Below are 19437 nucleotides of genomic sequence, written 5' to 3' on the forward strand. Positions count from 1 at the left end.
CTACCTCCAGCATTCCCTTCCGTAAGAACAGCATAAAGATTAATCATCAATTAAAGATTAATTATGAAAATAATGTGTGTTTGAAATAAATACGAATTGATATGTTATAACGTTTTAAAACCAAAGAGGCTTTAGAGAAAAATGCGATCCACGTTACTCAATCAATCCGCTTACCAACGCCTAATATTCATCATCCCAATAGTGGTGATGTTATGGGGACTTATAGCTTGGGCAGTAGCACTACCATGAGTGACATAAAACTCAATAACGTCAGCGTATCCTATGGTCAAAAGTATGCTGTTGACAGTGTCTCCGGAAGTTTTGCCGCCGGTAGCTTAACCGCCATTGCAGGACCGAATGGCGCCGGTAAATCCACCCTATTAAAAGCTCTAATGGGCGAACTCCCTCTCACTATGGGCGAGATACATCGAGGCAACCTAAAGATACAAGATTTTTCTTATTTGCCGCAAGCAAACGAAATTAACCGACAATTTCCATTAAGTGTGGAAGATCTCGTTAGTCTAGGAATATGGCGGCAAAAAGGCGCATTTGGCCGCATCACAAAAGATTGTCTAACAAGAATCAGAGAAGCTCTGGTGATGGTCGGATTAGAAGACTTTGGAAAACACCAAATTGGCACTCTATCAGCAGGACAATTCCAACGAGTATTGTTTGCCCGCTTATTAGTGCAAGATGCTCAAGTCATCATTTTAGATGAACCATTTAATGCTATTGATGAAGGCACCATCAACGACTTACTTAAATTAATTCGTCAATGGCACCAACAACAACGTACTGTCATCGCAGTGCTGCATGACTTCGAGCAAATACAACAGCACTTTCCCAATACCCTATTGCTTGCTAGACAAGCCGTTTACTGGGGTGACAGTAAAACCGCCCTTTGTGCAGCCCATCGGCAATTCGCTAAAAATCTTACCAGCAGTTGGAATTTTAACCGCTCGCCAATCCGTAACGGGACAGCGGCATGAGTATTTACGATTTAGCGGTTGCGCCTTTTTACGATTACGGTTTTATGCGCCGCGCACTCGTTGCTTCAGTGGGTCTTGGCCTTGGTGCAGGGCCTGTGGGCGTTATTTTGATGCTTAGGCGCATGAGCTTGATCGGTGACGCCATGAGTCATGCTGTGCTACCCGGTGCTGCCATCGGCTTTATGATTGCCGGCGGCCTCTCGCTACCTATCATGGGGTTAGGAGCACTAATTGCAGGCCTAAGTGTCGCCACACTGTCTGGTATTGTTAGCCGTACCACGGCTCTAAAAGAAGACGCTTCCTTTGCCAGTTTCTACTTAGCTTCCTTAGCATTAGGCGTTCTCTTGATTTCGCTCAAAGGGTCAAACATCGACCTGCTGCACGTGCTGTTTGGCACTATTCTGGCGATTGATGTGCAAGCCATGTATCTAATCGGTGGCATTACCAGCGTGACACTCATCTTACTGGCGATTATTTATCGGCCACTGGTCGTAGAATGCTTTGACCCAAGGTTCTTGCGCTCAGTACACGGCAAAGGCGTGGTTTATCATGGTTTGTTTTTATTACTCGTGGTGCTCAATCTGGTGGCGGGATTTCAAACCTTAGGTACTCTTATGGCAGTCGGTATGATGATGCTACCGGCGGTGATCTCTCAACTCTGGGCAAAAACCTTACCCTACATGATGATGGTGGCGACTCTTAGCGCCGCCCTGTCCGGCCTAGTGGGCCTGCTCATTTCCTTCCATCTCAACCTGGCCTCTGGCCCGACAATTATTTTAACAGCGACAGTCTTCTATCTTCTGTCACTGGTGCTTTCCCCTGCCGGTATTTTTTATAAATACCTTCCTAAACAACGATCCTTACAAACCATGGAGAACAATCAATGAAACACCTTTCCCTTGCTCTATCACTCGTATCTATTGCCATTTTTGGCTTCAACAGTGCTCAGGCCTCCCAAGCCAATCCGATTAATGTTGTGGCGAGCTTCACCGTATTGGCGGATGTCGTCCAGCATGTTGGAGGAGATTATGTCAAGGTCACCAGCTTGGTGCCAGCCAATGGTGATCCTCATGACTTTGAGCCGTCACCAAAAGACGTAAAAGCGATAAAAAATGCCGCCGCCACCTTTATCAGCGGAGAAGGTCTAGAAACCTGGTTCGCCCGACTTGTCAAAGCGTCAGGTTCAAACCGCCCCACCACACTGGTATCAACAGGTATAAAAACCCATACTTTTGAAGAAGATGGCGAACAAATTACCGATCCACACGTGTGGAACAGTATTCCAAATGTTATTCAATGGGTAGGTAATATTGAAAAAGCCCTTGAGAAAGCCGATCCTGTCGACGCAGCGGCTTATCAAGCAAATGCCAACACCTACATTCAACAGCTCAAACAATTAAACCAAGATATTCACGCACAAATTAATGCTATTCCTAAAAGTCAGCGTCAGGTTCTAACCAGCCATGATGCCTTTGGTTATTACGGAAAAGAATACGCTGTACATTTTCTTGCGCCATTAGGCATGTCGACCGAAACCGAAGCCACCGCGTCGGATGTCGCTGAACTGATAGATCAAATCAAGCATGAAGACGTCAAGATCTACTTCTTTGAAAACTCCAATGACTCAAGACTGGTCAAACAAATCGCCAATGCCACAGGCGCAAAACCAGGCGGTGAACTTTACCCTGAAGCCTTGTCAGAAGCGTCAGGACCAGCACCTACCTATATGCAAATGATGGCCTATAACACTCAGCAAATTGTGGATGCCTTGAAAAAGTAATGCTCCTATAAAATATAAATGGGAGCACTTAGCGCTCCCATTTATATTTACCCAAATTACCATTTTTTCTTCTGGCCAGCTCATGTGGAGCTTGCTCTAATGTTTCTGTTTTCCCCCAATAATTTACTATTTAAAATAGCGTATACAAGGCAGCTAAGAGTACGAGTAAGTGTTGGAAACGACATTCTAAAAAGGCGCTAACAACGCAGCCGCTGATACCGCCATTATTTGTGCGTGCTCTTCTTTAGGATAACCATTGTCCAGTTCGATTTCTCCCAGTCTTAAAGAGTTGTTAACCACTAAACGGCAGCGTTCCCAGCGTCGATTTTGGTAGCGATCAAGTACGTCAGTTAATTCACCGCCTTTAGAAAATTCCTGCCCGAGTACCACCGCATCTTCAATGGCCATGCCAGCGCCGGAAGCCAGATGCGGTGTGGTGGCATGCGCGGAATCGCCAATAAGGAGTACTCGGCCTTTGTACCATGGTCTTGGTAGCAAGATGTCGTCTAAGGGACGATAAAGAATTTGGCAGTTCTCGTCTAACGCTTCTCTAACCTTTGCTATCAATTCAGACTTGAATGGTTCGAGTAGTTTAAGTAGATGCGGTAACATTTGATCTTCCGGAATACGGTCTCGGTCTGGTCTCGCTTCCGTGTAAAACATGTACATGGAATCTTCACTCACTGGGTTGAACCCGACTTTGCCGGTTTCACCCAAAAACATAGGCGAGCCATCAACGCCAAAGCGAGGTACAACGGCACGCCACACGCCTTGCCCCGTGTATTGTGGTTCTTGAGCATCAGGAAACAGCGCTTTTCGGACACTCGAATAAACACCATCAGCGCCCACTACCATATCGTAATTTGCGCTTGTACCGTCAGAGAAGCTAACCTCAACGCCATCAGAATGCTCTTTTATACTGGTAAAGCTTGTCCCTAATTTTACCTTTACATTTGCGGCGATGGCCGCTTCGGCAAGAATGTTAGAAAGCACTGGTCGCATAATTGCGCCACTCGTTCGTATGTCAGTTCCAGGAACCAAAGCCGCGGGGACACGCATGAGTAGCTGGCCATCTCCTGTGTACATTTCAAATACATCCTGTAAACAGCCTTCTTCAGTAAACCGCTCAAACACACCTATATCTTGCAGTGCTCTTAATGATGGTCCAGTCATGTGAATTCCAGCACCTTCTGTACACCAGTTATCATCCATTTCAACTAGCTCTACGTCAGCGCCCTGTTTGCGAAGTTCAATGGCAGCACTCATTCCTGAAAAACCACCACCGATAATAAGGATGGATTGTGCGGGTAATGTCATTAGCTCTCTCCTAGTGTGCTGTTAGCACCAATACTGTGTAAATAATTTAATCGATAAGAGAAGAGGACTAGGGAAGGTGTGAACAAGTCCTCTTGCCTCAGCATGTGGATAAAAGCCTGTTATTCGAGGCGAGTGCCGAATGAGAATAGTTGGCCTATTGTCGAGGTGCTCAACAAAGAATACAGGCTTTTAGACCTTGCCCTATGGGTCTTTCAGAGAAAACGTCCTACTGTGTTGCGACTCTTTGAAAGGTACCTACATTCCTTCAGAGTCGCGCCTTATTTGACGATTTCTCTGAAAGACTGAGGCTTAGTAGACTTATTCGTACCTTCCCTAGTTGAACGATATTCAATCCATATCCAAATAAGCTAACGTTTCTAACTAAGAACACCGAATTCCCCTTCAACTTTCGCATGAGTCATTCTCGTACTAGCTCAAACCTTAGTTATTTCATGGGGGCTCCCCAAAAAAAATAGGCCGCCAGTAATAGCGGTAAAAAGACACCCAAGGTGTCGATTTTTTCTCCCCATTCCGGAGAGTAGGCTTGACGAATGCAGGTTACGCTGTCTTTGCAGAAAGCATCCATTTGTTCTTGAGAGAGCTTATTCATCTGATAGACCTTTTATTCTTAGAGTTTCTATAACGAATTTTGATGAGTTCAGAAACAGTATAATTCTCTCAACCAACACCAAAAAGGTGCAAAAAGATTCCAATTCCGGATGAATCGTACATAATATTTAAGATGGATATTCTAAGTGACGCCCTTTTGGCGCTAAAAATAAAAAATTTGATGATAGGTATGTTTAACCTCAGTGCACCCTGGGGCTTCTATACCAAAAACGACAATGTTGGGATGAGCTATACCGCACTGGATCAGTCAGTGTGGGTGACGTTTGAAAATGCGAATGCCGTTGAGCTTTACCAAGGCGATTCTATTATTCTCCCCCGTGGCGGCCTTTTGTCTATCGCATCAAATCGGGATGCACAACTTAGTCGTATCGAAGACGTTTGGCAGACAACATTCAGTCAAGGCTTTGATGGATTTGATCGGTACCCTCCTGGCTCCTATAACGAAACGTCTTGGGGCGGTGGTGGTGAAATCAGCCATTTAATGGGGATGATATTTGAAATTGAGCAAACCACTCGAGGAGCGTTATTTGATGCTTTGCCGAACTTTATTCTGTTACGTAAATATGAATGCCCGCATTTTCAAACAATTAAGCAAGCATTGCTGTCAATTGTTGCAGAAGAAAATAATTTAGTGTCGGGCGAATACGCCCTCAAAAACAATTTAAGTGAGGCGCTTTTAAGAAGCCAATTACGCGCTCATGTACTGCAAACGAATTATTCATCAGGAATTATTGCTGCGATAAAAGATGCCTTTTTGCATCGAGCCTTATTGGCAATACATAGAGAGCCCCAAAAAAAATGGACCGTCGCAACGTTAGCAGAGAAAGCTGGGCTATCTAGAACCGCCTTTTCTGAAAGATTCCGAAAAACTCTTGGCGATACGCCGATGAATTATACGCACAGCTATCGCATGCAATTGGCGGTGTCCCTATTAAAAGACACGAAAATGAGCATTGAACAAATAGCCCATAAACTAGGCTACTCCTCAGACCGGATATTTAGGGCGCATTTCAATAGAGTATATCGCCTATCGCCAAGTCATTATCGAAAACTCACTTAAATCGACATCGAATAACCATCGAATAACCATCGAATAAGACATCCACACTCCAAAATCACGTCATGATCGCAAAGCGTTCTTCGAAGAGGATGATTCTCATACGCTACATAACGCCTTTCTTTACACTCCATAAATAAACCAACTCATGCCCTATCCCTATAGCTGGGAGTAATCAATAGATGTATGTAATGGATCATCAAGAGAAATGTATGAATTGATCTAAAGAGCTAATTATTGTTTTTTAATTCCCGTTTTTTAGTCACCGTCATTAAAGACGTTCTCCATGTTGACTTTTTTGTTTTCCCAAAAGTCCAGTTTTAAATGGCATTCAATATCGGCTAAGTGTTGTTTCATATAGAGAATAGCGGCGTTGATATCGTTGCTTTCGAGTGCTTGAACAATGTTTTTATGATCATCACAGCCGCATAATTCGCCCGCTTCAATTTGATAGAGAGAAATAATGAGCGAACTCCGCGTAATGAGATTTTGCAACATGTCTGCAAGGACGGAGTTGCCCGAGAGCCTCGCTAAAAGAAGGTGAAACTCGCCAGATTCCTTAATGATCTGCTCACGTTTATTGTGCTGAATAGCCGCCAGTTCCGCCTTGAGTTGCTTTTTAAGAATGGCGATGTCCATTTGGCGGCATTTTTCACTCAGTATCTCAATAATGCCGCGTTCCACAATGGATCGGGCAGTAAAGACTTCCCTGGCCTCTTCAACTGAAGGCTGTGAAATGCTGGCACCTTTGTTAGGAACGATCGAAACGATACGCTCTAGTTCTAATCGTTTTAGAGCAGAACGAACATGGTTTCTATTGGCCTTTAGGCGTGCAACCAACTCGGCTTCGACCAATCGTGTACCAGGCGGAAGTCGCTGTTCGGCGACCGCATTGCTGATTGCTCGAACCAGTCTTTGAATTTCAGCTTCTTTGCTATTGGACATAATCAATCCAAGATTGTTAACAATAAATCTATGGAGACTAGCATAGGCTCTTTTCGCATGCCAATTGTCAAAAATGCACTTGTTTTGATCATCATCGGTAAGATTGCACTAATTTATGGTGCTATTGACGATCTTTAACGGCTGCTTCTCTTTACTTATAACCTTCCCCTAGACCTGTGCAATCAGCACGTTAGCGAAAATGGCATCGCATTTGCAAATAGGTTAATCAAGATTGCTAACAATTTATGGATAATTATTTAGGATTCTGAGGTATGTCAGGTTCGATAGAGTTGGTGCAGACAACGAAGGTTTATGACCAAGTTTCAGTCGTTGATGCCATTAATGTTAAGGTCGAAAAAGGCAGTTACTGCTGTCTGCTTGGGCCTAGTGGCTGCGGAAAAAGCACGACGTTACGGATGATTGCAGGTCATGAAGCTGTCACAGAAGGCGACATTTTATTAAATGATCGCAATGTCACAAGATTGACGCCACGACAACGTGGTACCGCCATGATGTTTCAAGACTATGCGCTGTTTCCCCATATGAACTGTCTAGATAACGTTTCATATGGATTGAAAGTGAGCGGTGTCAGCAAGCTAGTTCGGTACGAGCAAGCGAACGAAATGCTGAGCTTAGTGAACATGGCAGAACATGCCAATAAGTTTCCCGGCCAACTTTCTGGTGGTCAACAACAACGAATTGCCTTGGCGAGAGCGTTAATTTGTAAGCCCGATGTAGTGCTTTTAGACGAACCATTGTCTGCTTTGGACCCATTCCTTAGAATACAAATGCGTAAAGAACTAAAGCAGCTTCAGCAAAAACTCGGCCTTACTTTTATTCACGTTACTCACTCACAGGAAGAGGCTTTTGCTTTAGCGGATCAAGCGATTGTCATGTCTCGTGGAAAAATTGAACAAGTGGGCTCGCCAAGGGCCATTTTTGAGTCTCCCAATACCCCATTTGTGGCCAATTTTATTGGTGGTCACAATGTTCTTAAGGCGTCGGGATCGCTTGAATTTTTAAGCAACCGCGTTGTTAACCCAGACTCGGATGATGCGCTTTTAGAAGCGAATTTATCATTCTCGGTCAGGGCGGATCATATCACCACCCAACCTCGATCTGATAAAGACATTGTAGTCAAAGCAGACGTAATCAGTACCGAGTTTCAAGCCCAATTTTATCTTTTGGAATGTGTTCTTGAAGACGGTCAAAGCATTACCTGCTATCAGCCTGAAGAATCCTTCGACGTCCATTTGATATCCAGCGGTAAATCTCTTTACCTGTATTGGCCCCAAGAACGGATCAATACGTTTCGTTGTTAGTTAACCTCAATGGAGACAAAAAATGAAAGACAAAACGGTCATTGATCAAGTAACTCAAGACAACTCTTCTGTCGAGATGGATCTCAAGTCTCCATCTGTGAGTCGTCGCGAATTGTTAAAAGGCGCAGCCAAAGCAGGCGTTGCTGCGGGGGCCATTTCAGGCTTCCCTATGATTTGGGCGCAAAATATAAAAAACGTTACCCTTCGTCAGTTTGGTACAGGCGTGTCTAACCTAAATGCCATTGCCGATAAATGTAAAGAAGACTTAGGCTTTAACTTGCAACTGACGTCGCTTGATTCAGACAGTGTGACACAGCGTGCCGTAACCCAGCCGAACTCATACGATATTGCCGATATTGAATACTGGATCTGTAAAAAGGTCTTTCCTTCTGGTGTGATGCAGCCGCTGGACACAAGCAAGTTAAAGAACTTCAGTAAAATTTCCCCCTTGTTTATTAACGGTAAGCTAACGCCAGATTCTACTATTGCCCAAGGCACCGCACCTCATACCGTTGGTTTTGTCGAATCAAAAGACTCTAAACGATTCGCCATAGAGCAAACGAACTGGATGACGCTCATCCCCACTATCTACAACGCCGACACATTGGGAATTCGCCCTGATTTGGTGGGGCGTCCAATCAATACTTGGGCGGACATTATGGATCCTGCGTTTAAAGGCAAAACCTCGATACTGAATATCCCATCCATTGGCATTATGGATGCGGCCATGATCTGTGAAGCGATGGGAGAAATTAAGTACGCTGATAAAGGCAATATGACACGCGAAGAAATAGATAAGACCATCGAAATTTTGATCGCGGCGAAGCAACAAGGACAATTTCGAGCCTTTTGGAAATCCTTCGATGAGTCAGTCAATCTCATGGCGTCGGGTGAAGTGGTGATCCAAAGTATGTGGTCACCTGCGGTTGCAGCAGTGCGAAGCCGCGGTATTCAGTGTGCGTATCAGCCTTTAAAAGAAGGGTATCGAGCTTGGGGTGGGGGGTTAGGTTTGGCGTCTCATTTATCGGGTTTGGAGTTGGAAGCCGCCTATGAATACATTGATTGGTATTTGTCAGGTTGGGTTGGTGCCTACCTTAACCGTCAAGGTTACTACAGCGCGGCACCTTCAACATCGAAAGGTTATATGACACCGGATGAATGGGGATTTTGGATTGAAGGTAAACCTGCACAAGGCGCAATTCTAGCTCCCGATGGTAACTTGATGGAAAAAGCAGGTGCCGTGCGTGACGGCGGTTCCTATTGGGATCGTATGGGAGCGGTTGCCTGTTGGAACTCCGTCATGGACGAAAACAAATACATGGTTAGGAAGTGGAACGAGTTTATCGTTTCTTAAAGGGGAATGAGGATAGGGATATCCTCAATTTTATAAGGTAAGTGAATTGACCATGATATTGTCGAGACAAATACACAGTTACTGGCAAGCATTACCGCTGACGCTCATATTGCTTGGTTTTTTAGTGTTTCCTATTTGCGTTATTTTAGTAGTGAGCTTTTGGGACTATAACGAATATTCATTGATACCGGATTTTATTCTGGAGAATTACGAATTTTTGCTCACCTCAAACGTGACGTTAAAAGCCTATTTGCAGACGTTCAAGTACGCATTTCTTTCTTGGTTCTTTACCTTTTTGATTGGGTTTACCCTAGCCTACTTTTTAGCATTCCATATACGCAGTCAAAAAAACCAGACAATCTTGTTTCTTCTTTGTACCGTGCCCTTTTTTACCTCCAATATCATTCGCATGATTTCGTGGATTCCTTTATTGGGCCGAAATGGGCTGGTTAACTCAGCCTTACAAACCAGTGGTTTGATTGAACAACCTCTGGATTGGCTACTCTACAGTGACTTTGCCATTGTTTTGGCCTACATCCATTTGTATACCTTGTTTATGGTGGTTCCTATTTTCAACAGCATGATGCGAATCGACCGCAACCTTGTTGAAGCCGCGTTAGATGCAGGGGCAGCACCTTGGCAAATTCTGAAGGACATTATTGTACCCTTGTCTAAATCTGGAATTATGGTGGGGAGTATCTTTGTTTTTACACTGGTAATGGGCGATTTTATTACCGTAAAAATTATGGGGGGCGGCATAAAAGCGAATGTGGCGACCTTAATTTATAACGAAATTTCGCTGCTTCAATATCCAGCGGCTGCCGCTGGCGCCATTGTACTTTTGATAACCGTGCTAATGATGCTGATGATTCTATTTAGACTCGTTGATGTACGTAAGGAGCTATAGCATGACTAACAGACCGATGAGTTTCTATTTTCTTGGGGCGTTTTTTATTCTGTTTGTGTTGTTTCTGTACGGCCCCAATATCACGATTGCAATTTTATCATTTCAGGGTGAAAACGGCGGATTGACCTTTCCAATGCGCGGCAGCTCATTACATTGGTATGCTCAACTATTTGAACGTCAAGCGGTTGGGGACTTTTCCAGTGCCCTGTTGCGATCGTTCGTGTTGGGGGTCATGGTCATGATCTGTACGGTTGTGTTTTCATTGCTTGCAGGTCTAGCATTTCGTAAGCATTTTGTTGGAAGCAGTATGGTGTTTTACCTCACATTGGCCAGTCTAATATTACCGTCGATTTTGGTTAGCCTAGGGATTGGATTAATGTTTGACCGCTTTGGCTTCACGCCCAATTGGTTTAGCTCTGGTTTTGGTTCTCACTTGACGTGGACACTGCCGTTCGGTCTGCTCATTATGTTTGCGGTATTTAATCGGTTTAACCCCAGCTATGAAATGGCCTCGGCCGATTTAGGGGCAACGAAGTTACAAACCTTTCGTTTCATTCTTTTACCTTTATTAGCGCCTAGTTTGATGGGCATTGGCTTATTTGGATTCACATTAAGCTACGACGAATTCGCTCGTACCTTAATGACATCGGGGGCATTAAATACCTTGCCTCTAGAGCTGTTCGCGATGACGACCAATGTGACCTCGCCCGTGCTATATGCATTGGGAAGCGTGACGACCTTGGTGTCTCTTTGCGTAATATTACTCACTTTAGTTCTGCTAAAGCAGTTAAACCGAAAACCAAAGCATCAAGGGAAATAACACGTTTCAAAAGCGCAGTGTATTGAGCGAGGCAATGAATGCCCAATATGATAAGGATGAGCCGATGACGATTGCGATTATAAACCCGAATTCATCACACTCCATGACTCAACAAATGCAGGCATCCTGTTTGAGTCTCGCACTTCACAATGAAACTCAATGGTATGAGTGCTCAAATAGCCCTGCAAGTATAGAAGGACACAGTGATGGTGCTCAGGCAGCCTATCATTTGCTTGCAAAGATTCGACAACTCGAAAACTCCGATGCTCCCCCGAAAGCCTATGTGATTGCCTGTTTTGATGACACAGGATTGGATGCAGCCCGCGAAATAACAGCATCCCCAGTCATTGGTATTGGTGAGGCTGCAATGCATGCGGCAAGCTTTGTCAGTCAGAAATTTGTCGTCATGACAACGTTAGAGCGATCTGTTGCGATTCTGGAGCACAATCTTACTCACTATGGATTAGTCAATCGCTGTGGTGGTGTATATGCATCGGGCCTGCCTGTACTGTCTTTGCAAAGTAACCAACAAAGTTACGACCTTGTAAAAAGTGCTGTGAGTAAGGTGCTACAAGAGAACCGAGCAGACGCAATCGTACTTGGCTGTGGTGGCATGAGTCACTGGGTTGAGCGTTTACAACAGGATATCGGCGTGCCGGTTTTGGACGGTGTTCGTATTGCGATTTCCCTTGCAGACAGTTTTATCTCACTTAACCTATCAACGAGCAAGGTGGCTGGCTATGCATGGCCGGAAGCGAAACACCAGCAACAATAAAAGGGTTCAGACTTATATTAACAATCGCATTTATCGTCCATCATTTACGCCATCCTAGCTTGCGTCCGAGTTGACGGTTATTCATCACTTTATGATCAGGTGAATAGGATAATACGCGCCTTTGCCGTTAGGTAAGATAGGATTTAACTTTGCCCCCAGTTATCGGCTAATAATCACCGCCCGCAAAGAGCCATTGCCTAACGATTGGCTATGACTCTTTGCTTAAGTGATACTCTATAAAACTAGAACCGTTTTATAATTGGCTAGGACGATATTTACGCTGAAGGCCCTGCAAGAAATTCCGAAGAATTTGGTCTTTGCACTCTCTATAATGTCTGTTGTCAGGCTTACGAAAAAACGCACTGAGTTCATGCTTGCTTAAATGGAATTCAGCAAGTTTCATAATGTCTAAAATATCTTCCGCTTTTAGGTTCAAAGCGATACGTAGCTTTTGAAATATAACATTATTACTCAAGGTTTCTTCTAACCTAGGCTGCTCGCCTTCACGCTTACCACGTTTTAAATTGATATAACCGTTTAAAAATGCAGCCAACTCTTTGTCGTTCAACTCAACAAAGGAGACATCATCGTCCTTTTTCAACCAGCTGGTGACCTGTTCATCTGTCACATTAAAATCCGCTAGTGCGAAAATCTCTCTCACGACACTGTCTTTTAAATCAAATGTGTAACGTACGCGGCGTAAAATATCATTGTTATTCAAAATGCTTCCTAGTCTTAGGTAAATCCGGCGTTATCAAGGTGATCACCGGCCGATTTGAATTCTATCAGATTTACACCCTAGTCCCTATTCGTTCCAATGAAGAAGATAGGCTTAATCCCCTATCTGAACTGAGCTCTTTAGGAGTTATAAAGCAGGAAACACATCTCAAAAAAGCCACTTCATCATACAAAACCGCTCTACGAAAAAGAAGGACTTATACAGAACAGGTATCTGCTGTTATTTTTTAAAATGAAATTAATCGATTGCAGACAAGATTATTGATTTGGGATAGAGTGATTTTGCTAATACGTGATTAGTGTCGTAAGAAAAACAATGTTCCTTTTGACAAGGACATAGCTTTTAACGCTTGAGTATCAAGACAGCATCTGACCCCAATTGTTCAGATTCTTAGGTATATTTTTAACTGGTTGCCCCCATGCTTTATCAACAGCATCTGACCCATTTCATGCGTCCCTTATTACAGTTATTCTCTACAGCATTTCACTCGCTTGGTCCGCAGCAACCGCATCGCTAGCATCACCTTAAGCAGTGCTGGCAACAGCAATCGAGGCGGCACCAAGAATGTTAGTGAGAGTTTGTTTTAGCAGTCAGATCATTTGGAGTACTGCTTCCATACAACCAGTTGGCTAAGGTGGCGGAGTCTGCTGCCGCGAGACCTGCAGTGGTGGCATCATTGCCCTCTTCTGCAGCCTTAACCTGCTAAATTACTTCCTAATCCGTAATGGTTAAGTTTTCAGTATTGATAGTGCTCTTGGTGATATTAATATCATTGCTAGCTTTTCCATCGTAATCTAGATCCTGAGATAAATCATTTCCACTAAAATCATAAGAAAGACCGACACCAACGCTGACTTCACTAGAACTGGTATGATTATCCAACTCACTTTTACTTAGACTTCCTGTGGTAAGACTATTTAACCCATTGTCTTCACCCCCTTGGGTTGAGGTAATAACGGCCCCCACTAGGTTTGTATGGTTAGCTACTTGAATTTGATAGCCTTGATCTCCAGATATAATTCCGCTTTGCTGAGCAACATTCTGAGAATCAGATTCTGCCTTAGATTGAGTATAACTCAAGCCAATATTTGCACCGCTAGAGGCTAGTCCAGCACTCAAATCTATATTTTCACTGCGGCTTTTGCTGCTAACTTTATCTTTGACACTAACAATATTCAATTTATCTGTATTAATTGATACTTGCTCACCATGTAAAGTCCCTCCCTCGATGTTAAGCTGATCACTGTCACTCACCAATGCCCTAGCTGTTAAGCTGCTGTTTGTAAACTTAGTAGACTGCTGTTGTTTTTCACTCTTACTGGTATTAACACTGCCAGAATAAGAGCCGTTATAACCAAAACTAGCTTTTGCGCTCAAACTTTTAGTTTTAGTATTGGTCTTCTGCTGATGGCTGCTTTCACCTGCTAAGATATTAACTTTATCCGCATCGGCAAGTAAGGTGCCACCTACTGTAACATCAGAGCCTTGTACGGTAAGTGCCTCCCCTCCTTGCATGTTTGCATTGTTGCCCACCTGTATATTTGAACCATTCCATTGGCTCTCTGTTGAACTGGAGTTAGAAACCGTTTCTTTACGAGAATATCCAAAATCATAGGTTGCACTACTCGAAGCAACACTCGCAACCGCATTATCAACTGTTTCACCAACAGAATCACCATCACTGTAAGAAGCGCTAATGCCAAGACTTAAGGTATCTATTTGGGTATTGATTTCTTTTTGTTTCTGAGTGGTGTCTTTACGTCCCGCCACTAAAATACTGGCTGCTTCAATGTTGGCATTTTGTTGAACTCTAGCATCACTAGCAATTACAACCACTTGTTCATTAGCCTTAACATTTAAATCCCCTACATTTAACGAAGAGCCCGTCCAAATATCAGAGGTCTTTTTTGAGGTGTTCGCTTGTTTTACAATGGAGCTTTCTAGCTTAAGCTCGAGATCATGACTGCCTTTTTGTTCTGAATTTTCACCTTTGACATACGCTTTGAGGCTATCTTTTATATTATCGGAAACATTGGAACTTCCCTCACCAGACATCACAGTTGTAGTACTGTTTGACTCTGTCACTATGGTTTGTTCTTTAGCTGCGTCAATGGTGACATCGTTCGCTTGTAAATTAGCAGTACCTCTTGTAGTTAAACCAGCAGCAACTAAACTAATGTTATCTTGTGCAGTGATGTCCAAATCATTAGATGTTAAATTCGATTTTTCATGTGTTATTGAGTCTGTTTGTTTAGAATGTGACTCGCCTATTTTTATTTGAACACCATCACCTCCTGCAATAGAGGCAACAGCCGAACCGACAATAGCGACCCCCTTCGAAATGTCTTTAAATACTCCACGATAGCTTGATGAAGATGACTCCCATTCACTGTTTTGCAAAGCTTGTGTGGACACAGTAACATTACCGGCTTGTTTTCCGTCGGCATTGACATATTGCCCTTGAGCATTTTGAGCCACCGACTCAGTACCAATGGATAAGGTGTCATTGGCCGCTAATGTCGCCCCTTCCAAGGTGATATTACTGCCGCTGTTCATGCTGACGTCTCCACCACCGATGAGCTCGCTGGTCATCGCAGTTTGTTTGACCGAACCTTGGTCTTTGGTTTTAACTTTAATGGTGCCTTTTTTCTGCTGTTGATAACGGTTGGACGTTTGATTGACGGCACTCAGCAGTTGAATGTCGTCACCCGCTTGCAAGCTGATGTCACCTTCGGTAATAGCTTTGGAACCAGACAACACCAGCTCGTTCCCGGTGGCGATGCTTATGTTCCCAGCGGAAGCGAGATTGGTGCCTTGGTTGGTCAGACTCTCAGAACTCGTGGTTGTGGTAGAACGTTTAGAACCAAAAATACCAGACTTTTTCTTCTTCACTTGCTCATAGGATGAGTTGCGCGCCGTCTCCGTGGCCAACACCACATCGCCACCTGCGACTAATGCAATGCCCTCATCACCACTCAAGTTAGAGCCTTTGGAGGTGATGTTGTTCTGACTCACCAGGGTCAAAGCACCACCGGCCTTCAAATCCGTGCCGATGATGCTTTCATTATGACCGCGTTTTTCAGTGGAGTTACCACCACCGCCCACAAAGCTGTGGTTATCCTTAGTGTCTTTTACTGCCTGTAAATCAATGTTGTCAGCGGATAAGGTCAGATCTTCTTGCGCATTCAGCTGAGCGCCTTCACTGGTAAAGGTATTACCCGCGCTGAGTTGAATGTTTGTTGCAGATAAAGAACTTACTTTTTGCTCTGTATTGGATTCATTGAAGTAACTTCCTGCTTTATTATTGTTGGTGACTTCAAGACTAGCAGCTGTAATATCATTACCAGCCTTAGCCAAGAACTGATTATCCGCCTTCACCTCACTGCCGATTAAGTTAATATTATTACCCGCAACTAGCTTGACATTTCCACCTTGAAGCGAAGCAGTTTCCCCAACAAGAGTTTGACTACTTGAGAAAATACCAGATTTGTTTTTAATTTCTTGACTTCGGGTTTGACTAGTAATGCTACCACCTGCAACCAAACTTAGAGTATCGCTAGCCTGTATACTACCAGAATTATTTATGTCTCCAGACGAGATTAATGAAGCTTCCTCACCAGCACTCATATCACCACTGTTAGTAAGACTGTCGCCACTTATAGACAAGTCTGATTTGGCCACAACCGTACCTGAGTTAGTAAGGTCGTTCTCGGCTTTAAGATCAATGTTATTTGCAGCAATCAAAGATCCACTTGAACTTAAGACGAGATCTGATGTATTGGGGAAATACACTTTTGGAACCAATGCTGTCTTGAGGCCATTAGGTGTTTGTACAGTTTCTTCCACCATCCAAACAATCGGTTTTTTTAAATTGGCAAGTTGTGAAGCATCTAAAGACACCCCAACACTCAATTTTAAATCTTTATATTCCTCTAACGCATTATCCATCAAGGTCGAATAAGACGATTCAATATCTACTTCATTTGGTAAGTTTTGATACCCCGTATAAGATAAAATCTGATCTCTCACATGCTGCTGCTCAACATAACCGTCTCCCAATCGAACTGCTTTGTTTAATTGATCATCTACCATAAGCTTATCGAAGAAATAATCCGATGATATAAAGTTTTTATAGTTCGTGAATGCAGAATTTGTCTCGATCAAGTAAAGAGAATCCGGTTGGCCAGAAAATGAGAATAGAGAGTTTTGAATAAATCGATCTACATCAGTATCCTTAAACTTGTCCTTATGAAAATCTGGATCACTGAAAGGCTCTACTTCCTCTTGCTTATTCGTAATGTAGGTTAAGCTTTCTTCTGCCGAATCAGAACTGTCATCAGTTAATGATGTATTTGAAACATCTACAACTTTAACTGCTATACCACCACCCGCACTAATTGTTGCAAAGGCTAACGTTTCTTCTGTTGGTGATACATAATTATAAGATTTGGTCAAACTGCTATATTTGTTCTTACATTTTTTCTTCCCATACCAATTTCTTTTGCACTCCCTCCATGTCTTCTTTAAATACTCTTTACCAACACTTACCTCTTTATTCGTAACAACAGCGCTAGCATTTGTTAAATTTCCTTCCGTTGAGGTTATCTCAATGTTTCCATTTGCACTAATCGTTGAATAAAGATTATCAATATTACCTGTAACATCTATATCGATATCACTACCTGAAAGTATGTAACCTTTTGCAGAATCTGTAGCAATAGAATAATCATAGTGCGTTTTTGTATAATTTCTTTTAGCAGAGTAATATCCACTCTTAGAAAAAGACTCTCCTTTAACCGGTTCATCCACAAAAACGTCTTCTTTCACTGAAAATTCATGCTTTTTATTTATCAGGTTATGAGCTTCTATAGTTAATTTCCCGACAGATTCAATATGAGCAGAGCTGTTCAATAATGCACTTCCTGCAATTAGGGTGGCCGCTCCAAAGCTATAAAACGTACCACCGTTTTCATTGTTAATACTATTACCGCTATCTATATTAAGATCAGATTGGGCTAAAATAAGTGCATTGCTACCCTTATTTACTATATTATCTTCCACATCAAAACTAACAACATCTGCACTAATAGTACCACTGTTAGTGAGGTTACCTTGACTGTCCAACACCATGTCACCAATGGCTTTCAGCTCACCGTCGACATTTACTCCTAAACCTTTTTCGGTACCAATCAAGCGAATGCGGTTGGCGTACATGCCGCCAATGGCCGCCACATCCAACGCGAATTCTTCCCGTTCCCCACTGGATCGAGCGGTGACGGACTTGTCTTGATAGTTAATGCGGTTGTCACCGGTAATGATGGTGACGTTATCGGCCCAGAGTTTGGCATTGAGTTTGACACTGCGCGCCAAGATATCCAATTCGTCGGTGTTGGTATCGTTTAGCCCCTGGCCGGTAATGGCGATGTCGCCACGGGACACATCAAAGCCCGACAAGCCACCCGCACCATCAAACAAGGCTTGCCCTGTGGTCAAGGTGCCACGGGTAGTATTGATGAAACCACAGCCATTACAGGTGATGCCATTTTGGTTGGCGATGATCAGCTCTGCGGACTTCCCTGCGATTTCCATGTAGCCGTTCAAGGCACTGCGACTGTTGCCGGTCACTTCATTGAGAATGATGCTGGCGCTCTTGCCCCCTAAACGGGCATTGCCGTCTATGTAACCAGCGAGTTCGGTTTTGGCGATGTCGGTGGCGTTGTTAAAGATCAGGCCTTTGCTTTCGACATTGAGTGTTTCATATTCGTTACGAGACACACCTTTTGAGGAAGGCGCATTGATGTTGACGATTGGAATGCCGCTGGCTGAAGTATCAAATGCTGGTGCATGTGCGCTGTTTGAGGCAGCAGTCGCACCCTGTGCCAACAAGACACCAGGCGCAGACAAGTAAGCCGACAACATAATCTGAGCGATGTATTTTTGGTTTCGTCGGCAAGGAGACAAAAGTGAAAAATTAGAAGAGGCAGAAGCCAATTTAATGGGCCCTACTAAAGCCACACCTTCAGGCTTTTTTTGCCACGGAATAATATCATAAACACAGCGTTTGATGATTCGCAGTAACGTCAACATAAATCTCTTCCCTAAGAACTCAATAGTTATAAATTACGTCCGTAATATGAACTAACTTGCATCAAAAACAGAATAATCATGCCTTGACTTACATAAATTGACAATATAAAAAGATAAACAACATAGAATTCAAAAGAAACGCCACGGTGCATTAACCCGCCATCCATCTGAGCTTCCCTCGTAATGACTTACAGCTCATTAAAACGGTAATTCACCTGCAAAGAGGAGAAGACGAGCACTGCTAAAAAAATACTATGCACTTGATCAAATGACAAAAATCCGCTTATTCACCTAAAAAGCCAATCACTTAATATGACTGGCTTTAAGAGGTGGGTGGCCTAGTAATTTGGCTATAGAGGTTAATGTCACTCAGTTCTAAGCCAAATTTGTCCTGCGCCAAATGGCCTAATGCCACTACCGATGGCCTTGGTAATTTGGTCTCTTTCAGGAGAAACAAAAAAAGGCTCAATCGCTGAATTGAGCCTTAGAAGAAGTTAAAGGATTCTAACTTATTGAAAAGGTTAAGAACTTAAGGTGGATGTCTTGTTAAATTAAATTGAGCTTGTTCGTCAATGTCTGTGCCACCGACCGTGACATTACCCAGACCAATCGTCGCCTTGGTGGTTTGTTCTTTTTCCGCACCATTAAAAGAAGCGCTATAGGTGGATATCGATGCAGATGGGTGACTGTTGCGGATAATTTATCCAGCACAACC

The 19437-nt window shown here is 43.3% G+C and carries 14 protein-coding genes; 9 read left to right on the forward strand and 5 right to left on the reverse strand.

Going from position 1 to position 19437, the window contains the following annotated elements:
* Nucleotides 1-212: 212 nt before the first annotated feature.
* Genes MAR181_RS09210 through MAR181_RS09220 form a run of 3 tightly spaced genes read left to right on the forward strand, consistent with a single transcriptional unit; the run spans nt 213 to nt 2769 of the window.
* Complete coding sequence (locus tag MAR181_RS09210; RefSeq protein WP_216086361.1) at nt 213-989, forward strand: metal ABC transporter ATP-binding protein; 777 nt, start codon at nt 213-215, stop codon at nt 987-989.
* On the forward strand, nt 986-1876 hold the full coding sequence (locus MAR181_RS09215; protein WP_013796314.1) for a metal ABC transporter permease: 891 nt from the start codon (nt 986-988) through the stop codon (nt 1874-1876). Before MAR181_RS09210 ends, MAR181_RS09215 begins: the two co-directional genes overlap by 4 nt.
* Nucleotides 1873-2769, forward strand: a complete 897-nt coding sequence (locus MAR181_RS09220) for a metal ABC transporter solute-binding protein, Zn/Mn family (RefSeq protein WP_013796315.1) — start codon at nt 1873-1875, stop codon at nt 2767-2769. The genes MAR181_RS09215 and MAR181_RS09220 overlap by 4 nt, the downstream gene beginning before the upstream one ends.
* 186 nt (nt 2770-2955) lie before the next feature.
* Here the strand turns inward: MAR181_RS09220 and MAR181_RS09225 are convergent, their stop codons facing one another.
* Both MAR181_RS09225 and MAR181_RS18470 read right to left on the reverse strand, forming a co-directional pair.
* Nucleotides 2956-4086, reverse strand: coding sequence for an FAD-dependent oxidoreductase (locus tag MAR181_RS09225; RefSeq protein WP_013796316.1), 1131 nt, complete (start codon nt 4084-4086; stop codon nt 2956-2958).
* A gap of 445 nt (nt 4087-4531) precedes the next feature.
* Nucleotides 4532-4696: a hypothetical protein gene (locus MAR181_RS18470; RefSeq protein WP_013796317.1), complete on the reverse strand. Its 165-nt coding sequence runs from the start codon at nt 4694-4696 to the stop codon at nt 4532-4534.
* A 132-nt stretch (nt 4697-4828) separates the two neighbouring features.
* On the opposite strand from MAR181_RS18470, the gene MAR181_RS09230 reads away from it, so the two are divergent.
* Nucleotides 4829-5776, forward strand: coding sequence for a helix-turn-helix domain-containing protein (locus tag MAR181_RS09230; protein ID WP_013796318.1), 948 nt, complete (start codon nt 4829-4831; stop codon nt 5774-5776).
* 255 nt (nt 5777-6031) lie between these two features.
* Here MAR181_RS09230 and MAR181_RS09235 read toward each other — a convergent pair whose 3' ends face one another.
* Nucleotides 6032-6718 (reverse strand): GntR family transcriptional regulator, encoded by a 687-nt coding sequence (locus tag MAR181_RS09235; RefSeq protein ID WP_013796319.1) that lies wholly within the window; start codon nt 6716-6718, stop codon nt 6032-6034.
* Between the two features lie 272 nt (nt 6719-6990).
* Between MAR181_RS09235 and MAR181_RS09240 the strand changes: the two genes are divergently transcribed.
* From MAR181_RS09240 to MAR181_RS09260, 5 genes are all read left to right on the forward strand, one after another.
* Complete coding sequence (locus tag MAR181_RS09240; RefSeq protein WP_013796320.1) at nt 6991-8040, forward strand: ABC transporter ATP-binding protein; 1050 nt, start codon at nt 6991-6993, stop codon at nt 8038-8040.
* 22 nt (nt 8041-8062) lie between these two features.
* Complete coding sequence (locus tag MAR181_RS09245; protein WP_013796321.1) at nt 8063-9394, forward strand: ABC transporter substrate-binding protein; 1332 nt, start codon at nt 8063-8065, stop codon at nt 9392-9394.
* Between the two features lie 52 nt (nt 9395-9446).
* A complete protein-coding gene (locus tag MAR181_RS09250) occupies nt 9447-10301 on the forward strand; it encodes an ABC transporter permease (protein ID WP_013796322.1) in 855 nt (284 codons plus the stop codon).
* A 1-nt stretch (nt 10302) separates the two neighbouring features.
* Entirely contained in the window at nt 10303-11121 is an 819-nt protein-coding gene (locus MAR181_RS09255; protein ID WP_013796323.1) for an ABC transporter permease, read from the forward strand.
* A 64-nt stretch (nt 11122-11185) separates the two neighbouring features.
* Nucleotides 11186-11896 (forward strand): aspartate/glutamate racemase family protein, encoded by a 711-nt coding sequence (locus MAR181_RS09260; RefSeq protein ID WP_041651709.1) that lies wholly within the window; start codon nt 11186-11188, stop codon nt 11894-11896.
* Between the two features lie 253 nt (nt 11897-12149).
* On the opposite strand, the gene MAR181_RS09265 is transcribed toward MAR181_RS09260, so the two are convergent.
* Nucleotides 12150-12617 (reverse strand): YehS family protein, encoded by a 468-nt coding sequence (locus MAR181_RS09265; RefSeq protein ID WP_013796325.1) that lies wholly within the window; start codon nt 12615-12617, stop codon nt 12150-12152.
* Nucleotides 12618-13349: 732 nt separating this feature from the next.
* Nucleotides 13350-18722 (reverse strand): two-partner secretion domain-containing protein, encoded by a 5373-nt coding sequence (locus tag MAR181_RS09270; RefSeq protein ID WP_013796326.1) that lies wholly within the window; start codon nt 18720-18722, stop codon nt 13350-13352.
* Nucleotides 18723-19437 lie beyond the last annotated feature (715 nt).

The sequence above is a fragment of the Marinomonas posidonica IVIA-Po-181 genome, assembly GCF_000214215.1.
Classification (GTDB): domain Bacteria; phylum Pseudomonadota; class Gammaproteobacteria; order Pseudomonadales; family Marinomonadaceae; genus Marinomonas; species Marinomonas posidonica.

Coding starts and splice junctions, on each gene's coding strand:
- MAR181_RS09210 (WP_216086361.1), top strand. CDS start 213: ATGGGGACTTATAGCTTGGGCAGTAGCACTACCATGAGTGACATAAAA.
- MAR181_RS09215 (WP_013796314.1), top strand. CDS start 986: ATGAGTATTTACGATTTAGCGGTTGCGCCTTTTTACGATTACGGTTTT.
- MAR181_RS09220 (WP_013796315.1), top strand. CDS start 1,873: ATGAAACACCTTTCCCTTGCTCTATCACTCGTATCTATTGCCATTTTT.
- MAR181_RS09225 (WP_013796316.1), bottom strand. CDS start 4,086: ATGACATTACCCGCACAATCCATCCTTATTATCGGTGGTGGTTTTTCA.
- MAR181_RS18470 (WP_013796317.1), bottom strand. CDS start 4,696: ATGAATAAGCTCTCTCAAGAACAAATGGATGCTTTCTGCAAAGACAGC.
- MAR181_RS09230 (WP_013796318.1), top strand. CDS start 4,829: ATGGATATTCTAAGTGACGCCCTTTTGGCGCTAAAAATAAAAAATTTG.
- MAR181_RS09235 (WP_013796319.1), bottom strand. CDS start 6,718: ATGTCCAATAGCAAAGAAGCTGAAATTCAAAGACTGGTTCGAGCAATC.
- MAR181_RS09240 (WP_013796320.1), top strand. CDS start 6,991: ATGTCAGGTTCGATAGAGTTGGTGCAGACAACGAAGGTTTATGACCAA.
- MAR181_RS09245 (WP_013796321.1), top strand. CDS start 8,063: ATGAAAGACAAAACGGTCATTGATCAAGTAACTCAAGACAACTCTTCT.
- MAR181_RS09250 (WP_013796322.1), top strand. CDS start 9,447: ATGATATTGTCGAGACAAATACACAGTTACTGGCAAGCATTACCGCTG.
- MAR181_RS09255 (WP_013796323.1), top strand. CDS start 10,303: ATGACTAACAGACCGATGAGTTTCTATTTTCTTGGGGCGTTTTTTATT.
- MAR181_RS09260 (WP_041651709.1), top strand. CDS start 11,186: ATGACGATTGCGATTATAAACCCGAATTCATCACACTCCATGACTCAA.
- MAR181_RS09270 (WP_013796326.1), bottom strand. CDS start 18,722: ATGTTGACGTTACTGCGAATCATCAAACGCTGTGTTTATGATATTATT.